Origin of the sequence: Citrobacter youngae (genome assembly GCF_003818115.1) — a bacterium.
In the GTDB taxonomy this organism is placed as follows: domain Bacteria; phylum Pseudomonadota; class Gammaproteobacteria; order Enterobacterales; family Enterobacteriaceae; genus Citrobacter; species Citrobacter youngae.
This window is the reverse complement of sequence record NZ_RPOI01000020.1, coordinates 96770-119987: the sequence shown is the minus strand read 5'-3', so window position 1 is coordinate 119987 and position 23218 is coordinate 96770. Positions and strand designations below refer to the sequence as shown.

Below are 23218 nucleotides of genomic sequence, written 5' to 3'. Positions count from 1 at the left end.
GCTTATTATCCTGCAATCTGGCGAAGTGCCGTAATGACGCGTTGTGTGTCATCGTCGGTCATGTCGGGAAATAGCGGCAGTGAACATATGCGTGCGCTATTCCATTCGGTATTAGGCAAAGAAAGATCGGTGAAACGTTCGCGATAATATTTCTGCGTGTGGGCCGCGCGAAAATGCAGGCCTGTGCCAATATTTCTGGCCTTTAGTGCTTCCATCAGAGCATCTCTGCTCAGCCCGCAGCGGGCTTCATCCACGCGAATGATGAACAAATGCCAGGCGTGCACATGTGACCACTGAGGCAGGGTGAGCGGTTGAAACGGCGTATCGGCCAGCGCCTGTTGATACTGCTGCGCAATTTGCGCACGGCGTGCGTTCAGACGAGCCAGCTTGTTCAACTGTACCAGGGCGATGGCAGCGTTGATATCAGTCAGGTTGTACTTATATCCCGGCGCGAGAACTTCAGCTTGCGGCGCGCGGCCATAGGTTTGACGGTCATACGCATCTACACCCAGGCCGTGAAATTTGAGGCTGCGAAGCCGTTGAGCGAGCTGGCTGTCGTCAGTAACAATCAGTCCACCCTCAGCACAGGTCACATTCTTGATAGCGTGAAAGGAAAATATTGCGGTACCACGAGCACCGACATGACGACCCTTGTATAACGTTCCGACGGCGTGTGCTGCGTCTTCAATAACAGGGATTCCATAGCGTTCACCGATGGCGTAAATGGCATCAAGATCGGCTGGGGCCCCGGCATAATGCACGGGAATAATAGCTTTGGTTCGTGGTGTGATAGCGGCTTCAATTTGTTCGGGGGTCACCATCAGCGTATCGCGGTCAACATCGATCATAACCGGTGTGGCGCCCAGCAGGACAATCATGTTGAGTGTAGATACCCACGTCATCGACGGGGTGATCACTTCATCGCCTTCACCCACACCCAGCGCCATTAGCGTAATGTGCATACCTGCCGTCGCGGAACAGACGGCAACGGCGTTTTGGTTTCCTGTGAGCTGGCAGAAAGCGTCTTCCAACTGCTGATTTTTAGGACCCGTGGTTATCCACCCTGAATCCAGAACCGCCTTAACTGCGGCAAGTTCTTCATCACCCATTGCCGGACGGGAGAAAGGCAAAAAGTCAGACATCATTATTCCTTCAAGCCATTTAACGCCACCGCAGTTTTATTTTTAGTGATAAACAGGGGCATCGTTAATTATTTCATCAGGCCACAAAGGTTAAAGACTGAAGGTTAATTTATCCTTAAGAGTTTAAGGTTTGGGGTATAAAGATAAAAACAGGGAGGGGTGATTTATTTATTTGAATATAAAGTATTTTTAGTCGTTATGGCGGCGTTGGTCTCTGTTGCTGAATGCAGAGAACAATACCGCTATTGTGAACATCGTTTATATTACGTTTAAACTCGTGGGATTTACAGTAACCCTTTCAAGGTCAACGTTTTACGCGTGGCGATATTTAAGTCGTAGGTGCCAAGATCTTCCGCTTTAACCCAGGCGAAGTCCTGGAACTCTTCGTTAATGTTCACTTCACGATTAGCCGCCACACAATCGAAGATGAGATAAATCATATAAATATCTTCCTGACTGCCATCGGCATAGGTTTTGGTCCGAATATCATCGCTGAAGGTCCACGGAGTAATTTCTGATAATACCAGTTGTTCACCCAACTCTTCCCTCACTTCCCGACGCAAAGCCTCTTCGATGCGCTCACCTGGCTCAACGCCGCCGCCAGACAGCGCCCACTGACCAGGGAAAACACCGCGATCGTCGGCCATTTTGCACAGTAAAAAACAGCCTTCATTTTGAATGAGTGGGCAAACAATCGTTCTTTGACGCATAAGTCTGTTCCTTGTAGGGGAGGGGCGGAGGAGTCCATTGTTAACACATCTTACCTTTTGCAGGCGACAGAAAAAACGCTTCATTGCTGTTTAAGCCAGCTTTGCCGGGGAAGATGACGTTGTCTGTTGAAAACGGCAATCAGGTGCCTTTTATCGTCTATTTCGGGTAAGAACTTAACCTTACTGAAACATTGCGGGTAGTATTTAGTTACAATATGTCATTGCATCGCTTTTTTAGCTCATTGATTCCTCGCCATCTGGCAGTACAATCCAGCGGTTTTGGGGCTATGTTTTGATTCTTGCTGGAAAGGATAGAAAATGAAAAAAAGTTTATTACTGGGTTTTGCCGGAATGCTGTTTGTTTCTGCGTCGGCGAATGCGATTAGCATTAGCGGTCAGGCAGGCGAAGATTACACCAACCTCGGTTTCGGTATGGGTACTGAGTCCACTGGACTGGCTGTTAGCGGCAACTGGATGCATAACGATGACGACGGTGATGTTGCAGGGCTTGGCCTTGGTCTGAATATCCCTCTGGGTCCGTTGCTGGCAACAGTCGGTGGGAAAGGTATCTATACCAACCCGAAAGACGGTGATGAAGGCTACGCGGCAGCTGTCGGTGGTGGTTTACAGTGGCCGATTGGCGACAGTTTCCGTCTGTTTGGTGAATACTACTACTCCCCGGATTCACTCTCCAGCGGGATCGACAGCTACGAAGAAGCAAATGCCGGTGCGCGCCTGACGATTATGCGTCCGCTGAGTATTGAAGCAGGTTACCGTTACCTGAATCTGGCGGGTAAAGATGGCAACCGCGATAACGCGATTGCTGACGGCCCATACATCGGGGTAAACGCCAGTTTCTAATCGACCAGGCGCGGCGTTCAGTCGCGCCTTCCCCCCTCCATGCGTTATAGTGTTTTCATCATAAAAGCAGGAGAACACGATGTTAAACGTGGAGATGCTATCCACCGGGGATGAAGTGTTGCACGGACAAATCGTCGACACTAATGCCGCCTGGCTGGCCGATTTTTTCTTTAATCAGGGATTACCGTTAACACGCCGCAATACAGTTGGCGACAATCTGAACGATTTGGTCGCTATTCTGCGTGAGCGTAGCGAACATGCTGATGTGCTGATCGTCAATGGCGGCTTAGGGCCGACCAGCGATGATTTGAGCGCACTGGCGGCGGCAACCGCAAAAGGTGAAGGGCTGGTGCTGCATGAAGCGTGGCTGGCCGAAATGGCGCGTTTTTTCCGTGAGCGGGGACGCGTCATGGCGCCGAGCAATCGCAAACAGGCTGAGCTTCCGGCCAGTGCGGAGTTTATTAATAATCCGGTCGGAACTGCCTGCGGGTTCGCCGTAAAGCTTAATCGCTGCCTGATGTTCTTTACGCCGGGTGTGCCGTCAGAATTTAAAGTCATGGTTGAACATGAGATCCTGCCGCGCCTGCGTGAGCGTTTTTCTCTCTCTCAACCCCCGCTATGCCTGCGCTTAACGACCTTTGGTCGTTCTGAAAGCGATCTGGCGCAGAGCCTGGATCCTTTGGTTTTACCGCCCGGGGTGACAATGGGCTATCGCTCGTCGATGCCGATTATCGAGCTGAAGTTAACCGGACCCGATTCCCAACGTGAAGCGATGCTGGCGCTATGGCCAGAGGTGAAACGCGTTGCTGGCCAGAATATGATTTTTGAAGGTACCGAAGGGTTACCTGCGCAAATTGCCCGTAAGCTCCAGGAGCGCCAGTACAGTCTGACGCTGAGCGAGCAATTTACCGGAGGCTTAATTGCCCTGCAGCTGTCTCGCGCCAGTGCCCCGTTGTTAGCGAGCGAGGTAGTGCCATCTCAGGAAGAAACGCTGGCGCAAACGGCACACTGGATAACCGAGCGACGCGGCAATCATTATGCCGAACTGGCGCTGGCGGTATCGGGTTTCGAAAACGAACATATTAACTTCGCACTGGCAACACCTGACGGCACGCATGCCTTGCGGGTGCGACTCAATGCAAATCGCTATAGTTTGGCTGTTCGTCAGGAGGTTTGCGCAATGATGGCGCTTAATATGCTGCGGCGTTGGCTAAATGGTCAGGATATCGCCGGGGAACACGGCTGGATCGATGTGGTGGAATTCCTGACGGTTTGATTAGTGGCAGGGAAGGTTACAAACCTTCCCTGTCTGACTCACGCTGTGACATCGTCTGGCAACAACCCGGTAATTAACTGAACCAAATCACGATCAATTCCTTGTTCCAGCATCATGCGAGCGATCCGTATTGCTTCTTCTTGCGTACCTTTTTGTACTCCTTGTTCCAACCCTTGTTGCAGCCCATCGTGGTGGCCTTCTTGTCTGAGTCTCTCTGCGATTGTCATCAGCCTCTCCTTGTTATGAGGGGAACGTTCGGCAACTTTATGGATAAATTCGTTGACGTGAGAAACGTCGCCGTACTGTAGCAGATAATTAAATAGCGTCTGTAGCTGGCTGTCATTAGCGGTGCTTGTAACTAATAACGAGACCAGTCGGTCTACTAATCCCATCAAATCGCGATCGCGGATATGTTTTTGCATCAATTCAAGCAACGCAACACGCCGATGTTGCGCGATTTCATCGTCAGGAATCACGGTAATGTCGACCAGCGGAAAAGCTTCTGAATAAAGTTGTCGCGCCAGTTGTGGGTTGTCAAATTCATCCAGCCAGTTGAGTGACCAGGGATAGGGACTTTGTTGACCGTGATAAAACAACATGGGGATCACCAGCGGCAGCGTTTTATTCCCGGCATCAAGATGATGCTGCATCGCAGCGGTGGCATAGCGCATCAGGCGGAATGCCATGTGCTGCACAGCTGTACTCTGATGTTCGATGACACAATAGATATAGCCATCACCTTCGTGGGTCTTTAGCGACCACAATATGTCGGAGTAGTACGCGCGGAGATCCTGTTCGATAAAACTGGTGGACTCCAGCTTCAGCGTTTGCAAATTGCAAATCTCACGTAATGTGACGGGGAGGTGAATCTCCAGAAAATCCCGGGCCATCTCAGGATAAGAAATGATCTTTTTAAAAACCGCATCATGCGGTGTGGATGTGGTGGGTTTAGCCATGGTAGTCCGTCACCAGAAAGAGAAGATGGCGTGACGGTATCCACTTTTCGCAAGTGCTGCATATGAGAAATTGATTCTTTGCGTGGGTGAATCAGAGATAAATACGCCCGACTGCAACGTATTCAAATAAGCGGAACTGGATGCACAAAAATGCCCGGTAGCAAACATCACCGGGCAACTGAGTTACCCCAACGCTTTGGCAAGCAGGGTGATAGGATGTTCGCAACGCTTACTTGTCGACATCTCAATCTGCCATTTACACGTTTCGCAGTCGGTCACGACGATATCCGCGCCGCTTTCTTCAATCTGGCGGAATAGCGGTGCGCCAATTGACTGTGACGTCGGATAGTTTTCCTTTTTGAATCCGTAAGTTCCGGCGATCCCGCAGCACTGTGAATCCAGCACGGTCAGTTCAAGTCCCGGAATTTGTCGCAGCAGTTCCAGCGTATAGAGTGTCCAGCCCATTTTCTCCATATGACATGGTGTGTGATAGACCACTTTTAGCGGCAACGTTTTCAGCGGCAACGTTTTCCCTTCGTCCAGCTTGCGCCACAGCCAGCGTGTAGCCAGTTCAATATGTTCGCGTAGCCCTGAGTTGTCGACATCCAGCACTTCAGGGTATTCATCGCGTAGCGCAAAGGTACAGGTTGAAGAGGTGGCAATAACCGGGATGCCTTTTCCGTCAATCGCTTCTCGCAGTGAAGCCACATTACTTACCGCCTGCTTACGTGCTTTATCGGTGAAACCGTTGGCGATCAGTGGTACGCCACAGCATTTCTCTTTACTCAGCAGTTGTACGCCAGTACCCATCGCGTTCAGCACTTTTATCAGATCTTTACCGAGTTGCGGATGGTTGTAGTTCACAAAGCAACCGTGGAAAAATGCAACTTGATCCTGATACTGCGCCTGCTGTGCGGCTATGCTGCGATACCAGCGGCGGAAGGTACCGAAGGAGTACTTCGGCAGCGTACGGCGATGATCGATTTTTAGTGCATAATCAAGAAGCTGGCGCACCGGTTTCAGTGAAGTCGCGGTGTTCACGATGGGTGCGAACGGCGTAGAAACACTGCCCATCAAATCGGTATGGCTTAAGACAAAGTTACGTATCGACGGACGTGTCGTGTCGTATTTGGCACGCGCGCGCTGGATGATATCGCCAATTTTGACATCCGAAGGGCAGGCCACTTCACAGCGTTTGCAGTTGATGCAATATTTCAGCGCATCGTCATATAACGCACCATCTTTCAAACGCAGACGTTCACCGTCAGGGCCGGCTTGTTTAGGGCCTGGGTAACCTGGGTTGACACGGCTTACCGGGCAGGCAGTGGTGCACACTGTGCATTTGATACAACTTTCAAAACGTGTGTCGCTCATTGCTGGCCTCCTGCACGTTTCGCAATATGATGTGCGGCGTGTAAAGCGCTCACTGCGCACACTCCGCCTCCGCAACCCTGGGCGATAGGGTCAAAACCGCCAAGTACCGATCCGATGGCAAACATATTCTCTACTGTTTTTCCTGCAAGCGATGGACGCAGTTCAGCATCGGTGGTTACGCCAAACTGTTGCCACGGTTGCGGATCAAAGACGTCACGCTGATACCACTGCGCACGTGTGGCGGTTTGGTGCACATCCAGACCGAGAATCGGCTCATGAACGGCTTCGCGCGTGGCGACCAGTCCGCTGCTAAAGAAACTACCGCTGGCGAGTACGGCGAAGCGTGGGCGCAATGGAATATCGGCATGGTTGCGGGTCCAGATTTCGCTGACAACGCCGTCCTGACAGGTGATTTTCTTCACTTCATCACCCGGCATCCACACACCGCCCTGGCGCACAAACTGGCGCTGCAATTTGTTGTGCAAACGCATGCCCAGTACCGAAGGCGGTAGGGTCGGTAACAGCGACAGCGAGCAGGGAAGGCGCTCATTCAGCCACTGCCAGAGCCGCTCATCCGCCAGACCGAAGCAGGCCGGCATGATTATCATGTCGCAGGTTTTTGCGATCGGCAGTAATGCGTCATAAAGCAGCGACCATTTATCTTCGTTATCCAGCAGGCGCGCAATGTTGACGGCACGAAACTCGGTCGGGTTATCACGCAGGACATCCAGTTCCGGCAGTTCGATTTCTGCCGTCTCGACGCTGAGATTGCGTTGGCGCAGTGAGGCTGCGGCGAGATGCGCCTGAAAATCCAGTAAACCACTAATACCCACAACGCAGATACGCTCTGCGGATAGCGGCCAGACCGGCACTTCCGGGGAACTTAACCAGGTTGAGCGCAGGGTTCCCAACGGTGTTACACGTTGATGAGCCTGATGAAGCTTACCGTGCAAATGCGTTCCGCACTCTTCCAGCAGATTTTGCGCCTGTTGAGCCAGTTCCAGAACGTTGTGCGTTCCTATGGTGCTATACGGATGTGCGGGGGCCTGAGTGCGCAGCGCATCCAAACCCGCTTCTATATCGGTCACCGGTTGGCCATCGGGTAAGTTGCTGAGCAAATCCAGTGAGCCGGAGGAAAAATGCAGGGCGCTTTGGCCGCGAGTGACAATCGTGCAGCGCAAACCGCTTTTTTGCAGTTGCAGACCGCACAGCAACCCGGCGAGGCCGCCGCCGATAATGACGGTATCAAATTTCATCCTGGTGCTCCTTTTCCAGACCACACAATCCCTGATAGACCCAGCGCGTGAATTCGCTTTCGCGCAGCGCATCTCCCCACGCGATAGGCTGCACGCCTTTCCAGCGTTCGTTGAGGAATTCAGAAAGCTGGGTGATAGATTGTGCGGCGGTGGTGACATTAAAACGTTGTAGCAAACCTGCAGCGCGGCAGGCACACAATTCGCCCTGACACGTCCCCATTCCAACACGGGTACGGCGACGCAAATCCAGCAGGCTGTTGACGGTTAAATTTTCAACGGCATATTGCACTTCGCCTGCGGTGACGGCTTCACATTCACAGACCAGGCTGCGGTGCTGACGGCCTTCGCTAAGCCACGCCGGGGTGCGGTCGCCATGGCGGTAGACCGCCGAGCCGCGCAGTGGCGCTGGCAAAGAGATAACGCGTTTAAGCGTGTGTTCGGTCGACTCCTGTGAGCCTGGCAGAGCTGTCTCTGCGGTTGTACAAGGGCGAGTATTGCCCAGTTTGCGGCATACTGCGTCGGTGGCCCATTCCGCCATCAGGCGGTAGGTCATCAGTTTGCCACCGGTAATGGTGATAAATCCGTCCAGTCCGTCGCGCGTTGCGTGATCGAATAACACAATACCGCGGCTGACGTTACGACCGGTCGGATCGTCGTCGCTGGCCACCAGCGGACGCACACCGGAGTAAGCACGCAGGATGCGAGTTTTCGCCATAATTGGCGCCAGCTTCTCACCCTCACGCAGCAGAATATCCACCTCTTCTGCGGTGACGCGGTTGCTGTCGATATCGTCGTAATCAATGTGTTGTGAGGTTGTACCGATCAGCGAAATGGTATCGCCAGGCACCAGAATATCGGCATCAGATGGCTTACGGCAGCGGTTGATAACATGCTGATTTATGCGATGATCCATGATCAACAGAGAACCTTTCGCCGGGAACATACGGATGCTCAGATCGGCATATTCCGCAATGCGCTGGCCCCAGATCCCGGCGGCATTCACGACCACCGGCGCATGCAGAGATTGCATCTCGCCCGTCAGATGGTTGCGTACGTTCACCCCGCACACCGTCGCACCTTCACGAATCAGCCCCGTCACTTCATGGGCCGTTAAGATAATCGCACCGTGCTCTCGTGCATCCAGCATGTTGGCGGCGGTTAAGCGGAAAGGATCAACGGTACCGTCTGGTACTTTCACTGCGCCAATCAGCTGTGGATTCACGGAAGGTTCGATAATACGCGCCTGTTGTGGATCAATCGCTTCTGCGCGGATGCCCGCGTCTTCACAGGCACGAATAAAGGTTGCCTGGAAAGAGAGTTCATCTTCCGGCAGCGTAATAAACAGACCGTCCGTTGGCTCAACGCAATGGCGGGCGATACGTTTCAGAATTTGGTTTTCGCTAATGCATTCGCGGGCAGATTCAGCGTCAGTAACGGCGTAACGTGCTCCGCTGTGCAGCAGACCGTGGTTACGGCCCGTCGCGCCTGTCGCGATATCGTGGCGTTCTACTAAGATGACGCGCAATCCGCGCAGGGCACAGTCGCGTGCGATCCCTGCACCTGTTGCTCCTCCACCAATGATAATCACGTCACTTGTTTGCGAGTCGCGAGTTTTCATTGTTTTTCCTCACAGTTCGTTTTTTATCATTTAGCCACATAAAAAACATGGATTGTTTGTTTTGCGCATAATCGCTCATAATTCGAAAATGAAACGTGATTTCGTGCGCTTTTATGAACATTTGTCATAAATGTGTAACAATCTGTGCTGTAATTCACATTATTGCCCGGAATGTTTCCTTAACATCGCGGCCACACTGGGAGCGGTAGGGTTGTTACGGCAATCTGCAGTGTTTCCTTCGAATGAAAGACGGCCACGGAGGCTACTATATATGTTGAGCATTTTTAAACCTGCGCCACACAAAGCGCGTTTAGCTGCAGCGGAGATCGATCCGACTTATCGTCGATTGCGCTGGCAGATTTTCCTGGGAATATTTTTCGGTTATGCCGCGTACTATCTGGTACGTAAGAACTTTGCTCTGGCCATGCCGTATCTGGTTGAACAGGGTTTCTCGCGTGGCGATCTGGGTTTTGCGTTGTCCGGTATCTCCATTGCATACGGATTTTCGAAATTCATCATGGGGTCCGTCTCAGATCGCTCGAATCCGCGCGTTTTCCTGCCCGCGGGTCTGATTCTGGCTGCTGCGGTGATGCTGTTCATGGGCTTCGTGCCGTGGGCGACATCCAGCATTGCAGTCATGTTTGTGCTGCTGTTCCTCTGCGGTTGGTTCCAGGGGATGGGGTGGCCGCCGTGTGGTCGTACTATGGTGCACTGGTGGTCGCAGAAAGAGCGTGGCGGTATCGTTTCTGTCTGGAACTGTGCGCATAACGTAGGTGGCGGTCTGCCTCCGCTGCTGTTCCTGCTGGGTATGGCCTGGTTTAACGACTGGAAAGCGGCGCTGTACATGCCTGCCTTTGGTGCGATAGTCGTTGCGTTGTTTGCTTTTGCGATGATGCGAGATACGCCGCAGTCCTGTGGCCTGCCGCCTATCGAAGAGTACAAGAACGACTATCCGGATGATTACAACGAAAAAGCGGAAGAAGAGCTGACTGCGAAGCAGATCTTCATGCAATACGTACTACCGAATAAACTGTTGTGGTACATCGCTATCGCCAACGTGTTTGTGTATCTGCTGCGCTACGGCATCCTCGACTGGTCACCGACCTATCTGAAAGAAGTGAAGCATTTTGCACTGGATAAATCATCCTGGGCCTACTTCCTGTATGAATATGCGGGGATTCCTGGCACGCTGCTGTGTGGCTGGATGTCGGATAAAGTCTTCCGTGGTAACCGTGGTGCCACCGGCGTGTTCTTTATGACGCTGGTTACCATCGCGACCATCGTTTACTGGATGAACCCGGCAGGCAACCCGAACGTAGATATGGCTTGTATGATTATCATCGGCTTCCTGATCTACGGCCCGGTCATGTTGATCGGTCTGCATGCGCTGGAACTGGCACCGAAAAAAGCGGCGGGGACGGCGGCAGGCTTCACTGGACTGTTCGGTTACCTGGGCGGTTCTGTCGCGGCGAGCGCCATTGTCGGCTACACCGTCGACTTCTTCGGTTGGGATGGCGGCTTTATGGTGATGATTGGCGGTAGCGTGCTGGCGGTGATTCTGCTGGTAGTCGTCATGATTGGTGAAAAACGCCATCATGAAGAGATGCTGCTCAAGCGTAACGGGGGCTAATAGATGAAAACCACATTGAAAAGTCTTAGCGTGGCGCTGATGCTGGCAGGTATGGTTGTGAGCAGTGCGGCGGTTGCCGCAGATAAAATTGTCATTGCGCACCGTGGCGCCAGCGGATATTTACCGGAGCATACGTTACCTGCGAAAGCGATGGCTTATGCTCAGGGCGCGGATTTTCTGGAGCAGGATTTGGTGATGACTAAAGACGACCATCTGGTCGTCCTGCATGACCACTATCTTGACCGCGTCACCGATGTTGCTGATCGCTTCCCGGATCGTGCGCGTAAAGATGGGCGTTACTATGCCATCGACTTTACGCTGGATGAGATCAAATCGCTGAAATTTACCGAAGGTTTCGATATCGAAAATGGCAAAAAGGTACAGACATATCCAGGGCGTTTCCCGATGGGTAAATCTGATTTCCGTGTGCACACTTTCGAAGAAGAAATTGAATTTGTTCAGGGATTAAATCATTCAACCGGCAAAAATATCGGTATTTACCCGGAAATGAAAGCGCCGTGGTTCCATCATCAGGAAGGGAAGGACATTGCGGCTAAAACGCTGGAAGTACTGAAAAAGTACGGGTACACCGGTAAACAAGACAATGTCTATCTGCAGTGCTTTGATGTTGCGGAGTTAAAACGCATTAAGAATGAACTGGAACCGAAGATGGGGATGGATCTCAATCTGGTGCAGTTGATTGCGTACACTGACTGGAATGAAACTCAGGAGAAAAAGCCAGACGGCAGTTGGGTGAATTACAACTACGACTGGATGTTTAAACCGGGTGCCATGAAGCAGGTTGCGCAGTATGCGGACGGCATTGGGCCGGACTACCATATGCTGGTTGATGAGAAGTCCAGTAAGGGCAACATCTCATTGACGGGTATGGTACAGGACGCGCACCAGAACAAGATGGTGGTGCATCCTTATACTGTTCGTGCCGATCAGTTGCCGGATTATGCAACGGATGTAAACCAGCTGTATGACGTGTTGTACAACAAGGCGGGCGTTGACGGGCTGTTCACCGACTTCCCCGACAAAGCGGTGAAATTCCTGCATAAAGAGTAAGGGCAGAAGGCCTGCGATGAACGTATTTCCGCAGGCCTTATTTGTGAAGCGTGAGCAGATTGCTAGATGAGGCCGTCAGCAGTCAACGATTCCATATATGCCTGCAGTAGAAATAAAGGGCTGCCGTCTACCGGCGGCTCTTTTGCCAATAACGATATTTGTCGATAAAACGTTGGCTCCAGCGCCACTGAGCGAATTTCCCCGCCAACCGCCTTCAGTGTGAGTTCCGGTAATAATGCAATCCCCAGCCCCTGGCGAATAAAGCTCATTGCGGTATCTGGATGGTTAAATTCGTATTTAATGACCGGCTCGATACCTTTCTCTTTAAATAGCGTCATGATGCTTAATTCATAGCGGCCTTTACTGATAATCAGCGGTTCTCCCATCAGTTCTTCCAGCGAAATAGTGGTGTTGGCTGCCAGTGGGTGGCTTTCGGGGACCACTACGGTAAATTTATCGCGGTAGACCGGTACGCAGTACATGCCATTGACCGGGAAATGCACAAATCCAGCATTGATATCCCCGCTGCGCAGGGAATCAACGATCGCCGGGCTGTTCTCTTCGAAGGGGATAATTTTGATGTGCGGATGCTGCTGTTCAAAGTGGCGGATAATGCCAGGTAAAATGCAGGCGCAGGCGCTGGGAAAACAGCCGATACGCAGGGTTCGGGCTGGGTTTTGTCGTTCCTGCTCGGCAATTTCTTTCACCGCGTTGGTTTCTGACACGATGGCTCGCAGGCGTGGCACGATCCGGTGTCCCGCCGGGGTGAGCCTGATGTCTTTGCGACGTTCGCGGATTAAAATATCAACGCCCAGCTCTTCTTCTAATGCTGAAATTGCCTGACTCACGGCGGACTGGGTCATATACAGCCGCTTGCTGGCTTCGGTAAAACCGCCGTACTCGAGCACGGCAAGCAAAGCGTGGATCTGTGTTAGTGTCATTAGTTTCTTCTAATTAATAATATTAAAACGATTAATTTCTCTAATATCATGAGCTTATTTATACTGGCGTTCTGGTGTTTAACTCACATTTTGACGCACTTGTCCGTCGTTCAGTTGTGCTGAGCGTTGCCTGCGTGCGCCGTCTGGACAAGGTTGTCGAATATGAAAGAAAAACTGTGGACGAAGGATTTCTGGGCAATAACGATTATCAGCTTTATTATCTTTTTTGTTTTTTATGTCCTGCTGACCCTGCTTCCGATCTATATTTCGGATCGCCTGCATGCTACTCCTGATAAGGCCGGTTTATTAGTCACGTTCTTTTTGGGCTCTGCCATTCTTGTTCGTCCTTTTGCCGGGCAGTGGGTGGGGAAATATTCGAATAAAACGATTCTGGTGCTCTCTTCTCTGGCCTTTTTGGTGGTCACTGCGCTGTATCCGGTTTGCCATTCAATTGAATCACTCCTGCTGATTCGGGTGCTTCATGGTGTAACGTTTGGCGTTATAACCACGGTAAAAGGAACGATTTCCGCGCGGTTGATACCGGCCTCCCGACGTGGGGAGGGCATCAGTTTTTTCTCTTTAGCCATGGGACTGGCAATGGTTGTGGGGCCATGGGTAGGGCTGAACATGGCGCGCTGGGAAGCCTACACTGCTGCATTCTGGTTGTGCACGGTTGTGGCGGCGTTGGGGATTGTGCTGTCACTGATTGTCGCCGTACCGCCAGTGATTTGTCACGCTGATGGTTCCAAACCGAATCTGGGCTTTGCCGCCATGTTTGACCGCGCCGCGCTGCCTTTCGCGATGGTGACATTCTTTATGACCTTTTCCTATGCGGGTGTTTCAGCCTTCCTGGCACTGTATGCCCGCGAATTGGATTTGATGGCAGCCGCCAGTAATTTCCTGCTGTGCTACGCTATTTGCCTGATGGTCTGCCGAACCTTTACCGGCAATATCTGTGATAGAAAAGGGCCGAAATACGTGGTTTATCCGTGCTTACTGGCCTTCACCGTTGGGCTGGTAGCGCTGGGCTATACCAACGGCAGCATCATGATGATTATTGCCGGAGGATTAATTGGTATTGGTTACGGTTCGGTTACGCCGGTATTTCAGACACAAATTATTAGTTCAGTGGAGCCGCACAAAATCGGTGTTGCCAATTCGCTGTTTTTCAATGCAATGGACGCGGGAATGGCGATTGGTGCGTTCATTATGGGGATGATGGTTGAAGGCGTGGGGTATAGGGCGATTTACCTGGTCGGGGCTTTGCTGGTGGTGCTGGCCGGGGCGTTGTATATCATGCAGATGAAAAAACGCCCAGACGTGGTATTGGTCTCCACGCATGAAGTCCACTAAGCACTACATTTCAATCTCAATATCCCCGTTTGCCCGGCAACAGCAGGGCAATATCTCACCCGGCTGAATAAAGGCCAGAGGTTCTGCAATCCAGTCAACCTGTCCCGCCACCAGGCGGGTACGGCAGGAACCGCAGTAACCTTCACGGCACTGATACTCGACTTCGACGTTGTGCGATTCGAGCGCGGCGAGCAGGGAAGGATGTTCATCCTGGCACAGCAGTTGTGTGCCAGAGATGCGCAGAGTAACGCGACCCATCAGAGCTGGAAGTTACTCAGGTCGTCGGTATCAACTTCGGCGTCGATTTGGCCGACCAGGTAAGAGCTGACTTCGACTTCCTGCGGTGCAACCTGGACGTTATCGGATACCAGCCAGGTATTGATCCACGGGATCGGGTTAGAGCGTGTCTGGAATGGCAAGTCAAGGCCAACAGCCTGCATACGGATATTGGTGATGTACTCAACGTACTGGCACAGGATATCTTTGTTCAGACCGATCATCGAACCGTCACGGAACAGATAATCCGCCCACTCTTTTTCCTGCAGCGCGGCCTGTACAAACAGGTCATAGCACTCTTGTTTACACTCTTCGGCGATTTCCGCCATTTCCGGATCGTCCACGCCGCTGCGCAACAGGTTCAGCATATGCTGGGTGCCGGTCAGATGCAGGGCTTCATCACGGGCAATCAGACGAATGATTTTTGCATTACCTTCCATCAGTTCGCGTTCTGCAAAAGCGAAAGAGCAGGCAAAGCTGACGTAGAAGCGAATCGCTTCCAGCGCGTTAACGCTCATCAGGCACAGATACAGTTTTTTCTTCAGTTCACGCAGGTTGACGACAACCGTTTTACCATTGACTGTATGGGTGCCTTCGCCCAGCAGATGCCAGTAGCTGGTCATCTCGATCAACTCATCGTAGTAGCTGGAAATGCCTTCCGCGCGTTTCTGGATCTGTTCGTTGGTGACGATATCGTCGAACACCACCGCAGGATCGTTCACGATGTTACGAATGATGTGGGTGTAGGAGCGGGAATGGATCGTTTCAGAAAACGCCCACGTTTCCACCCAGGTTTCCAGCTCAGGGATAGAAATCAGCGGCAGCAGCGCCACGTTCGGGCTACGTCCCTGAATAGAGTCCAGCAGCGTCTGATACTTCAGGTTGCTGATGAAGATATGTTTTTCATGTTCCGGCAGTGCCTGGAAGTCAATGCGGTCACGTGAAACGTCGACTTCTTCCGGACGCCAGAAGAAAGAGAGCTGCTTTTCGATCAGTTTTTCGAAGATGTCATATTTTTGCTGATCGTAGCGGGCGACGTTCACCGGCTGGCCGAAAAACATCGGTTCCAGAAGCTGGTCATTTTTCGTCTGTGAAAAAGTGGTGTATGCCATTGATGTGAATCCTTTGTGGGATGAGCGCCGGAGGCGGTGCAAGCACCTTGTCCGGCCTACAAACCGTGCAATCGTGGCCGGGTAAGCGTAGCGCCACCCGGCATCATTCATCAGATCTTACATGCGCCGCTTTCGCAGCCATCATCCTGAATGGATGGCACCAGATCGTCCTGAGAATCTTCCGCACCGTCACGGGTGTTCTGATAATACAGCGTTTTGACACCAAATTTGTAGGCGGTGAGCAGGTCTTTCAGCAACTGCTGCATCGGTACTTTTCCGGACGGGAAGCGCGACGGATCGTAGTTGGTGTTGGCAGAAATCGACTGATCGATAAATTTCTGCATGATACCTACCAGCTGCAGATAGCCGTCGTTGTTCGGCATTTCCCACAGCAGTTCGTATGCGTCGTGCAGGTGTTCGTAGTCCGGCACAACCTGGCGCAGAATGCCATCTTTCGATGCTTTGATGCTCACGTAACCGCGTGGTGGTTCAATACCGTTGGTGGCGTTGGAGATCTGCGAAGAGGTCTCCGACGGCATCAGAGCGGAGAGCGTGGAGTTACGCAGACCGTGGGTCTTAATGGACTCACGCAGTTGCTCCCAGTCCAGGTGCAACGGCTCGTTGGCAATGGCATCGAGGTCTTTCTTATAGGTATCGATCGGCAAAATACCCTGCGCATAGGTGGTTTCGTTGAACCATGGGCATGCGCCTTGCTCTTTTGCCAGTTCGTTAGAGGCTTTCAGCAGGTAATACTGAATAGCTTCAAAGGTTTTGTGAGTCAGATTGTTCGCGCTGCCGTCAGAGTAACGTTTACCGTTTTTCGCCAGCCAGTAGGCGTAGTTGATTACGCCAATACCCAGCGTACGACGGCCCATGGCGCCACGTTTAGCGGCCGGAATTGGATAATCCTGGTAATCGAGCAGCGCATCGAGAGCACGCACAGCCAGTACGGCCAGCTCTTCCAGCTCGCTCAGATCTTTGATTGCCCCCAGGTTGAATGCGGACAGCGTACACAGAGCGATTTCACCGTTTTCGTCGTTAACGTCGGTCAGCGGTTTGGTCGGCAGGGCGATTTCCAGGCACAGGTTGGACTGGCGCACTGGCGCGACAACCGGATCGAACGGGCTGTGGGTATTGCAGTGGTCCACGTTCTGAATGTAAATACGGCCGGTAGAGGCACGTTCCTGCATCATCAGTGAGAACAGCTCAACCGCTTTCACGCGCTGCTTGCGGATGCTGTCGTCGTTTTCATATTGGGTATACAGACGTTCGAATTCGTCCTGATCGGCGAAGAACGCATCATACAGGCCCGGAACGTCGGACGGACTGAATAGCGTGATGTCGCCGCCTTTCAGCAGGCGGGTGTACATCAACTTGTTGATTTGTACGCCGTAGTCCATGTGACGAACGCGGTTGCCTTCGACGCCGCGGTTGTTTTTCAGCACCAGCAGGCTTTCAACTTCCAGATGCCACATTGGGTAGAACAACGTGGCTGCACCGCCGCGTACGCCACCTTGAGAGCAGGATTTCACCGCCGTCTGGAAATGCTTGTAGAACGGAATACAACCGGTGTGGAACGCTTCACCGCCGCGAATCGGGCTACCCAGCGCACGGATGCGGCCGGCGTTAATACCGATACCGGCACGTTGAGAAACATATTTCACAATCGCGCTGGAAGTTGCGTTGATGGAGTCAAGGCTGTCGCCGCACTCGATCAGTACGCAGGAGCTGAACTGACGCGTTGGGGTACGCACGCCGGACATAATCGGCGTCGGCAGCGAGATTTTGAACGTAGAAACGGCGTCGTAGAAACGTTTTACATATTGCAGACGTGTTTCACGCGGATAGTTAGAAAACAGGCAGGCTGCTACCAGAATGTAGAGGAACTGTGCGCTTTCATAGATCTCACCGGTAACACGGTTTTGCACCAGATATTTGCCCTCTAACTGCTTCACTGCAGCATAAGAGAAGGTCATATCACGATCGTGTATGATGAACGAGTCCATCTGCTTGAACTCTTCTTCCGTGTAGTCTTCCAGCAGATGATTGTCGTATTTGCCCATTTCAACCATTTTCACGACATGGTCAAACAGTTTTGGCGGTTCAAACTCGCCGTAGGCTTTTTTGCGCAGATGAAAAATCGCCAGACGGGCGGCCAGATACTGATAATCCGGCGCTTCGCGGGAGATCAGGTCGGCGGCAGCTTTGATGATTGTTTCATGGATATCGGAAGTCTTGATACCGTCATAAAACTGAATGTGGGAGCGCAACTCGACCTGTGAAATCGATACGTTATTCAGTCCTTCTGCCGCCCAATCCAGAACTCGATGGATTTTGTCGAGATTGATGCGCTCTGTACTACCATCACGCTTTGTCACCAGCAGACTCTGATTCATGTGGTTTTTACCTGTCCGTGAAAGAAAAAATATCCCCCATATTATCCACAGTGCCACGTTGTGACTAAGTCTGTGGGTAAATACTATATGTAGGGGTTGTTTGATAAAATAGACGCTATATGGTGAGTATTCTAGTAGGGATTCTTTTCAGCACAAGAGTTGATTTTGAGGTTAAATTGAGGTTGCAAAAGGGTAAGAATCGCTAAGTGCGCGTCTTATAAGGCCTGGCGGGGATGTCAATAATTGAGAAAAAAAATAGAAAATTTGATCGAGTGCTGATTTCTTCATCTAAGGCAAAGAAAGTTCTTATGATCTGGCACAAAAATTGCCCTGAGACGCCTACTCAGGATCAGTAGGCGATGCATAATCATGTAGGCCTGATAAGCGAAGCGCCATCAGGCGTTAAAGCCCGGAGTCGTGCCGGATGGCGGCGCTGGCGCGCTTTATCCGGCCTACAATCCAGCGTCATCAGGCCATGAGAGCCGGTTTATTCGCTTTTGGCGGTGGTATGCACCATATAGTTCACATCCACGCCGGGGCCCAGTTTAAAGGTGTTGGTAATGGGGTTGTAGTGCAGGCCGGTCATATGACGCTCTTTCAGTACGGTCTGGTCAACCCACTCTAACAGTTCAGCGGGCTTAATAAATTTTTTCACATCGTGCGTACCTTTCGGCACCATGCGCAGAATATATTCCGCGCCGACCACCGCCATCAGCCAGGATTTGCCGTTGCGGTTAAGCGTGGAGAAAAAGACTTCGCCGCCCGGTTTAACCAGTCTGGCACAGGCCCTGACCACCGACTGCGGGTCTGGTACGTGTTCCAGCATTTCCATACAGGTGACGACGTCATACTGGTGCGCATATTTCTCGGCGTGTTCTTCGACTGTCTCCTGCACATACTCAACATGAATGCCACTTTCCAGCGCATGCAGTTTTGCCACCTGTAAGGGTTCAAACCCCATATCCAGGCCGGTGACTGTTGCGCCTTCACGCGCCATGCTTTCTGCCAGAATCCCGCCGCCGCAGCCGACGTCGAGTACCTTTTTACCAAACAGACCACCTGACCGTTCGGCGATATAGCCCAGACGCAGCGGATTTATGCGGTGCAGAGGCTTAAATTCACCCTCAAGATCCCACCAGCGCGACGCGACTGCTTCAAATTTGGCAATTTCTTCATGGTCAACGTTGTGAGTTACCGGGGGTTTTTCGGCATTCATTGGGGCTTCTACTCCTAAATTTGCGATGCAAACGAGTATATCAGCCTGACGGGATGAATAAAGCCTCTGTCTGGGGGAATCCATTTACCTGAATCTTCACGTATGTGTTATAATTTGCGACCTTTGAATCCGGGATACAGTAGAGGGATAGCGGTTAGATGAGCGACCTTGCGAGAGAAATTACACCGGTCAACATTGAGGAAGAGCTGAAGAGCTCCTATCTGGATTATGCGATGTCGGTCATTGTTGGCCGTGCGCTGCCGGACGTCCGAGATGGCCTGAAGCCGGTACACCGTCGCGTACTTTACGCCATGAACGTATTGGGCAACGACTGGAATAAAGCCTATAAAAAATCTGCCCGTGTCGTTGGTGACGTAATCGGTAAATACCACCCTCATGGTGATACCGCCGTTTACGACACCATTGTTCGTATGGCGCAGCCATTCTCCTTGCGTTACATGCTGGTGGATGGTCAGGGTAACTTTGGTTCTGTCGATGGCGACTCCGCAGCTGCGATGCGTTATACGGAAATCCGTATGTCGAAAATCGCCCACGAGCTGATGGCTGACCTGGAAAAAGAAACGGTTGATTTCGTCGATAACTACGACGGCACCGAACGCATTCCAGACGTTATGCCAACCAAAATTCCTAACCTGCTGGTGAACGGTTCGTCCGGTATCGCGGTAGGTATGGCAACCAATATTCCGCCGCACAACCTGACGGAAGTGGTCAACGGCTGTCTGGCATATATTGACGATGAAGACATCAGCATTGAAGGGCTGATGGAACATATTCCGGGTCCGGACTTCCCGACCGCAGCGATCATCAATGGTCGTCGTGGTATCGAAGAAGCTTACCGTACCGGTCGCGGCAAGGTATACATTCGCGCACGTGCAGAAGTCGAAGCTGACGCGAAAACTGGCCGCGAAACCATCATCGTGCATGAAATTCCGTATCAGGTGAACAAAGCACGCCTGATCGAGAAAATCGCCGAGCTGGTAAAAGATAAACGCGTTGAAGGCATCAGCGCGCTGCGTGACGAGTCTGACAAAGACGGTATGCGCATCGTGATTGAAGTGAAACGCGATGCGGTCGGGGAAGTGGTGCTGAACAACCTCTACTCCCAGACCCAACTGCAGGTTTCTTTCGGTATCAACATGGTTGCGCTGCACCATGGTCAGCCGAAGATCATGAACCTGAAAGAGATTATCGCTGCATTTGTTCGTCACCGTCGTGAAGTGGTTACTCGCCGTACTATTTTTGAACTGCGTAAAGCCCGCGACCGTGCGCACATCCTCGAAGCGCTGGCGATTGCTCTTGCCAACATCGATCCGATCATCGAACTGATCCGTCGTGCGCCGACCCCGGCAGAAGCGAAAGCGGCGCTGGTTGCGCGCTCCTGGGAACTGGGGAACGTCTCTGCCATGCTGGAACGTGCGGGTGATGACGCTGCGCGTCCTGAGTGGCTGGAACCTGAGTTTGGCGTGCGTGATGGTCAGTACTACCTGACTGAACAGCAGGCCCAGGCGATTCTGGATCTGCGTCTGCAGAAACTGACCGGCCTTGAGCATGAAAAACTGCTCGACGAATACAAAGAGCTGCTGGAGCAGATCGCCGAACTGTTGCACATTCTGGGCAGTGCCGATCGTCTGATGGAAGTTATCCGTGAAGAGATGGAGCTGGTTCGCGAGCAGTTCGGCGACGCGCGTCGTACCGAAATCACCGCGAACAGCGCTGACATCAACATCGAAGATCTGATTAGCCAGGAAGATGTTGTCGTGACCTTGTCTCATCAGGGCTACGTGAAATATCAGCCGTTAACCGACTACGAAGCACAGCGTCGTGGCGGGAAAGGTAAATCAGCAGCACGCATTAAAGAAGAAGACTTTATCGACCGCCTGCTGGTGGCCAACACCCATGACACGATCCTCTGCTTCTCCAGCCGCGGTCGTTTGTACTGGATGAAGGTTTATCAGTTGCCAGAAGCCAGCCGTGGCGCGCGTGGACGTCCAATCGTCAACCTGCTGCCGCTGGAAGCTAACGAGCGTATCACCGCGATTCTGCCAGTACGCGAGTACGAAGAGGGCGTTAACGTCTTCATGGCGACCGCCAGCGGTACCGTGAAGAAAACGGCGCTGACCGAGTTCAGCCGTCCGCGTTCAGCCGGTATCATTGCGGTTAATCTGAACGAAGGCGACGAACTGATTGGCGTTGACCTGACGTCCGGTTCCGATGAAGTCATGCTGTTCTCTGCTGCCGGTAAAGTGGTGCGCTTCAAAGAAGACGCCGTTCGTGCTATGGGGCGTACCGCGACCGGTGTACGTGGTATCAAGCTGGCCGGGGAAGATAAAGTTGTTTCTCTGATTGTTCCGCGCGGTGAAGGTGCCATCCTGACCGTGACGCAGAACGGCTACGGTAAGCGTACCGCAGCGGAAGAGTATCCGACGAAGTCTCGTGCGACGCAGGGCGTTATCTCCATCAAAGTCACCGAACGCAACGGCTCTGTTGTTGGCGCGGTACAGGTTGAAGATACTGACCAGATCATGATGATCACCGATGCCGGTACGCTGGTGCGTACACGCGTGTCGGAAATCAGCGTGGTAGGGCGTAACACCCAGGGCGTGATCCTCATCCGTACTGCGGAAGATGAAAACGTTGTGGGCCTGCAACGTGTTGCTGAACCGGTTGATGATGAAGAGCTCGACTCCATCGACGGCAGCGCTGCGGAAGGGGACGAGGATATCGCTCCTGAAGCTGAAAGCGACGATGATGCGGCAGACGACGCAGAAGAGTAATTAAGTTGTGATGAGAAGGGCCGGAGAAATCCGGCCCTTTTTTTTAGTTCATGCGCTCCACGATCATCGCAATACCCTGGCCGCCGCCGATACACAGCGTTGCCAGACCGAGCGTTTTATCCCGTGCCTGTAACGCGTGCAGCAATGTGACCAGAATACGCGCGCCGCTGGCGCCAATAGGGTGACCCAGCGCAATCGCACCACCGTTAACGTTGACCTTTTGTGCATCAAACCCCAGTGTTTTACCCACCGCAAGAAACTGCGCGGCAAAGGCTTCGTTAGCTTCGATAAGATCGATATCCGACAGTTGCAGCCCGCTCCGTTGTAGCGCTTTTTGCGTGGCAGGAACGGGTCCCATGCCCATCATCGCCGGGGCGACGCCGCCGCTGGCCCAGGCTTTGATCCGCGCCAGCGGTTTTAGCCCAGCCGCCAGTGCTGCCGACTCTTCCATTACCACCAGAGCGGCAGCACCGTCGTTAATCCCCGAGGCGTTGCCAGCGGTAACAGTACCTGCTTTGTCGAAGGCCGGACGCAATGCGGCAAGACCTTCCGCCCTGGAGTCTGCCTTGGGAAACTCATCGCGTTCAAAAATGAGGGTTTTCTTACGTGATTGCACGCTGACAGGGACGATTTCGGCCTGGAAAGCGCCGGACTCTATTGCGGCAATGGCTTTCTGCTGTGATAACAGTGCCAGTTCATCCTGCATTTCGCGGCTGATACCGTACTCTTTAGCGACGTTCTCGGCGGTAATCCCCATATGATAGCCATGTTCGGCGCAGATCAGCCCATCGCGCAGAATGACGTCTGCCAATTGCCCGTCACCGAGGCGATACCCCCAACGGGCTTTCGCGTCTAACAGGTAGGGGGCCAGGCTCATGTTTTCCATCCCCCCCGCGACGATCGCCTGGGCTTGTCCTGCTTTGATTGCCTGGGCGGCAAGCGCCACGCTTTTCAGGCCGGATCCGCACACTTTGTTGACGGTGAAGCCGCAAACGGTGTCGGAAAGACCGCTTCTTAGCAATGCCTGACGCGCCGGATTCTGTCCCAGGCCGGACTGCAGTACGTTACCCATAATCACTTCTTCAACCTGCTGCGGATCAAGATGAGCGCGCTCGATTGCCGCTTTTATCACGGTTGATCCCAACTCGATAGCACTGGTGGTCGCCAGTGCGCCATTAAAGCTACCGATTGCGGTACGTGCCGCGCTGACAATGACACAGTTTTTCATTTTTCTG

18 protein-coding genes are annotated in these 23218 nt (G+C 52.5%); 6 read left to right on the top strand and 12 right to left on the bottom strand.

Features of this window, described 5'->3' with window-relative positions; genetic code table 11:
- Nucleotides 1–5: 5 nt before the first annotated feature.
- Both arnB and nudI read right to left on the bottom strand, forming a co-directional pair.
- The gene (arnB, locus tag EHN13_RS17330) at nt 6–1142 is read right to left on the bottom strand and encodes a UDP-4-amino-4-deoxy-L-arabinose aminotransferase (protein WP_124021799.1); all 1137 of its coding nucleotides are present in this window, start codon (nt 1140–1142) and stop codon (nt 6–8) included.
- Between the two features lie 284 nt (nt 1143–1426).
- The gene (gene nudI / locus EHN13_RS17325; protein ID WP_101741530.1) at nt 1427–1852 is read right to left on the bottom strand and encodes a nucleoside triphosphatase NudI; all 426 of its coding nucleotides are present in this window, start codon (nt 1850–1852) and stop codon (nt 1427–1429) included.
- Between the two features lie 318 nt (nt 1853–2170).
- Here nudI and EHN13_RS17320 point away from each other — a divergent pair, with 318 nt between their 5' ends.
- Both EHN13_RS17320 and EHN13_RS17315 read left to right on the top strand, forming a co-directional pair.
- Complete coding sequence (locus tag EHN13_RS17320) at nt 2171–2713, top strand: YfaZ family protein (RefSeq protein WP_048211092.1); 543 nt, start codon at nt 2171–2173, stop codon at nt 2711–2713.
- Between the two features lie 79 nt (nt 2714–2792).
- Nucleotides 2793–3989: a nicotinamide mononucleotide deamidase-related protein YfaY gene (locus EHN13_RS17315; protein WP_048211093.1), complete on the top strand. Its 1197-nt coding sequence runs from the start codon at nt 2793–2795 to the stop codon at nt 3987–3989.
- A gap of 38 nt (nt 3990–4027) precedes the next feature.
- On the opposite strand, the gene EHN13_RS17310 is transcribed toward EHN13_RS17315, so the two are convergent.
- From EHN13_RS17310 to glpA, 4 genes are all read right to left on the bottom strand, one after another.
- A complete protein-coding gene (locus EHN13_RS17310; RefSeq protein WP_124021798.1) occupies nt 4028–4945 on the bottom strand; it encodes an Rpn family recombination-promoting nuclease/putative transposase in 918 nt (305 codons plus the stop codon).
- A gap of 183 nt (nt 4946–5128) precedes the next feature.
- The gene (gene glpC, locus EHN13_RS17305) at nt 5129–6319 is read right to left on the bottom strand and encodes an anaerobic glycerol-3-phosphate dehydrogenase subunit GlpC (RefSeq protein WP_048211095.1); all 1191 of its coding nucleotides are present in this window, start codon (nt 6317–6319) and stop codon (nt 5129–5131) included.
- On the bottom strand, nt 6316–7575 hold the full coding sequence (gene glpB / locus EHN13_RS17300) for a glycerol-3-phosphate dehydrogenase subunit GlpB (protein WP_124021797.1): 1260 nt from the start codon (nt 7573–7575) through the stop codon (nt 6316–6318). The genes glpC and glpB overlap by 4 nt, the downstream gene beginning before the upstream one ends.
- Nucleotides 7565–9193, bottom strand: coding sequence for an anaerobic glycerol-3-phosphate dehydrogenase subunit A (glpA, locus tag EHN13_RS17295; protein ID WP_124021796.1), 1629 nt, complete (start codon nt 9191–9193; stop codon nt 7565–7567). The genes glpB and glpA overlap by 11 nt, the downstream gene beginning before the upstream one ends.
- A gap of 271 nt (nt 9194–9464) precedes the next feature.
- On the opposite strand from glpA, the gene glpT reads away from it, so the two are divergent.
- Together glpT and glpQ are read left to right on the top strand one after the other, a co-directional pair.
- The gene (glpT, locus tag EHN13_RS17290) at nt 9465–10823 is read left to right on the top strand and encodes a glycerol-3-phosphate transporter (protein ID WP_048211098.1); all 1359 of its coding nucleotides are present in this window, start codon (nt 9465–9467) and stop codon (nt 10821–10823) included.
- A 3-nt stretch (nt 10824–10826) separates the two neighbouring features.
- Entirely contained in the window at nt 10827–11894 is a 1068-nt protein-coding gene (glpQ, locus tag EHN13_RS17285) for a glycerophosphodiester phosphodiesterase (protein ID WP_061068203.1), read from the top strand.
- A gap of 62 nt (nt 11895–11956) precedes the next feature.
- Here glpQ and EHN13_RS17280 read toward each other — a convergent pair whose 3' ends face one another.
- The gene (locus EHN13_RS17280; RefSeq protein WP_124021795.1) at nt 11957–12835 is read right to left on the bottom strand and encodes a LysR family transcriptional regulator; all 879 of its coding nucleotides are present in this window, start codon (nt 12833–12835) and stop codon (nt 11957–11959) included.
- Nucleotides 12836–12997: 162 nt separating this feature from the next.
- Between EHN13_RS17280 and EHN13_RS17275 the strand changes: the two genes are divergently transcribed.
- Entirely contained in the window at nt 12998–14188 is a 1191-nt protein-coding gene (locus EHN13_RS17275) for an MFS transporter (RefSeq protein WP_115602396.1), read from the top strand.
- A 3-nt stretch (nt 14189–14191) separates the two neighbouring features.
- Here EHN13_RS17275 and yfaE read toward each other — a convergent pair whose 3' ends face one another.
- The 4 genes from yfaE to ubiG all read right to left on the bottom strand — a co-directional run bounded on the left by yfaE (nt 14192) and on the right by ubiG (nt 19188).
- Complete coding sequence (gene yfaE, locus EHN13_RS17270) at nt 14192–14446, bottom strand: ferredoxin-like diferric-tyrosyl radical cofactor maintenance protein YfaE (RefSeq protein WP_115643144.1); 255 nt, start codon at nt 14444–14446, stop codon at nt 14192–14194.
- Complete coding sequence (gene nrdB / locus EHN13_RS17265) at nt 14446–15576, bottom strand: class Ia ribonucleoside-diphosphate reductase subunit beta (RefSeq protein ID WP_003834668.1); 1131 nt, start codon at nt 15574–15576, stop codon at nt 14446–14448. Before nrdB ends, yfaE begins: the two co-directional genes overlap by 1 nt.
- A 110-nt stretch (nt 15577–15686) precedes the next feature.
- The gene (gene nrdA, locus EHN13_RS17260; RefSeq protein ID WP_124021794.1) at nt 15687–17972 is read right to left on the bottom strand and encodes a class 1a ribonucleoside-diphosphate reductase subunit alpha; all 2286 of its coding nucleotides are present in this window, start codon (nt 17970–17972) and stop codon (nt 15687–15689) included.
- A 487-nt stretch (nt 17973–18459) separates the two neighbouring features.
- Entirely contained in the window at nt 18460–19188 is a 729-nt protein-coding gene (gene ubiG, locus EHN13_RS17255) for a bifunctional 2-polyprenyl-6-hydroxyphenol methylase/3-demethylubiquinol 3-O-methyltransferase UbiG (RefSeq protein ID WP_048211104.1), read from the bottom strand.
- Nucleotides 19189–19346: 158 nt separating this feature from the next.
- On the opposite strand from ubiG, the gene gyrA reads away from it, so the two are divergent.
- Entirely contained in the window at nt 19347–21983 is a 2637-nt protein-coding gene (gene gyrA / locus EHN13_RS17250; RefSeq protein WP_048211105.1) for a DNA topoisomerase (ATP-hydrolyzing) subunit A, read from the top strand.
- Nucleotides 21984–22026: 43 nt separating this feature from the next.
- Here gyrA and EHN13_RS17245 read toward each other — a convergent pair whose 3' ends face one another.
- Nucleotides 22027–23211 (bottom strand): acetyl-CoA C-acetyltransferase, encoded by a 1185-nt coding sequence (locus EHN13_RS17245; protein ID WP_124021793.1) that lies wholly within the window; start codon nt 23209–23211, stop codon nt 22027–22029.
- Between the last annotated feature and the right edge of the window lie 7 nt (nt 23212–23218).

What these genes read in the sequence shown, in the direction of transcription:
- arnB (WP_124021799.1), bottom strand. Translation starts at nt 1,142, where the DNA reads ATGTCTGACTTTTTGCCTTTCTCCCGTCCGGCAATGGGTGATGAAGAA.
- nudI (WP_101741530.1), bottom strand. Translation starts at nt 1,852, where the DNA reads ATGCGTCAAAGAACGATTGTTTGCCCACTCATTCAAAATGAAGGCTGT.
- EHN13_RS17320 (WP_048211092.1), top strand. Translation starts at nt 2,171, where the DNA reads ATGAAAAAAAGTTTATTACTGGGTTTTGCCGGAATGCTGTTTGTTTCT.
- EHN13_RS17315 (WP_048211093.1), top strand. Translation starts at nt 2,793, where the DNA reads ATGTTAAACGTGGAGATGCTATCCACCGGGGATGAAGTGTTGCACGGA.
- EHN13_RS17310 (WP_124021798.1), bottom strand. Translation starts at nt 4,945, where the DNA reads ATGGCTAAACCCACCACATCCACACCGCATGATGCGGTTTTTAAAAAG.
- glpC (WP_048211095.1), bottom strand. Translation starts at nt 6,319, where the DNA reads ATGAGCGACACACGTTTTGAAAGTTGTATCAAATGCACAGTGTGCACC.
- glpB (WP_124021797.1), bottom strand. Translation starts at nt 7,575, where the DNA reads ATGAAATTTGATACCGTCATTATCGGCGGCGGCCTCGCCGGGTTGCTG.
- glpA (WP_124021796.1), bottom strand. Translation starts at nt 9,193, where the DNA reads ATGAAAACTCGCGACTCGCAAACAAGTGACGTGATTATCATTGGTGGA.
- glpT (WP_048211098.1), top strand. Translation starts at nt 9,465, where the DNA reads ATGTTGAGCATTTTTAAACCTGCGCCACACAAAGCGCGTTTAGCTGCA.
- glpQ (WP_061068203.1), top strand. Translation starts at nt 10,827, where the DNA reads ATGAAAACCACATTGAAAAGTCTTAGCGTGGCGCTGATGCTGGCAGGT.
- EHN13_RS17280 (WP_124021795.1), bottom strand. Translation starts at nt 12,835, where the DNA reads ATGACACTAACACAGATCCACGCTTTGCTTGCCGTGCTCGAGTACGGC.
- EHN13_RS17275 (WP_115602396.1), top strand. Translation starts at nt 12,998, where the DNA reads ATGAAAGAAAAACTGTGGACGAAGGATTTCTGGGCAATAACGATTATC.
- yfaE (WP_115643144.1), bottom strand. Translation starts at nt 14,446, where the DNA reads ATGGGTCGCGTTACTCTGCGCATCTCTGGCACACAACTGCTGTGCCAG.
- nrdB (WP_003834668.1), bottom strand. Translation starts at nt 15,576, where the DNA reads ATGGCATACACCACTTTTTCACAGACGAAAAATGACCAGCTTCTGGAA.
- nrdA (WP_124021794.1), bottom strand. Translation starts at nt 17,972, where the DNA reads ATGAATCAGAGTCTGCTGGTGACAAAGCGTGATGGTAGTACAGAGCGC.
- ubiG (WP_048211104.1), bottom strand. Translation starts at nt 19,188, where the DNA reads ATGAATGCCGAAAAACCCCCGGTAACTCACAACGTTGACCATGAAGAA.
- gyrA (WP_048211105.1), top strand. Translation starts at nt 19,347, where the DNA reads ATGAGCGACCTTGCGAGAGAAATTACACCGGTCAACATTGAGGAAGAG.
- EHN13_RS17245 (WP_124021793.1), bottom strand. Translation starts at nt 23,211, where the DNA reads ATGAAAAACTGTGTCATTGTCAGCGCGGCACGTACCGCAATCGGTAGC.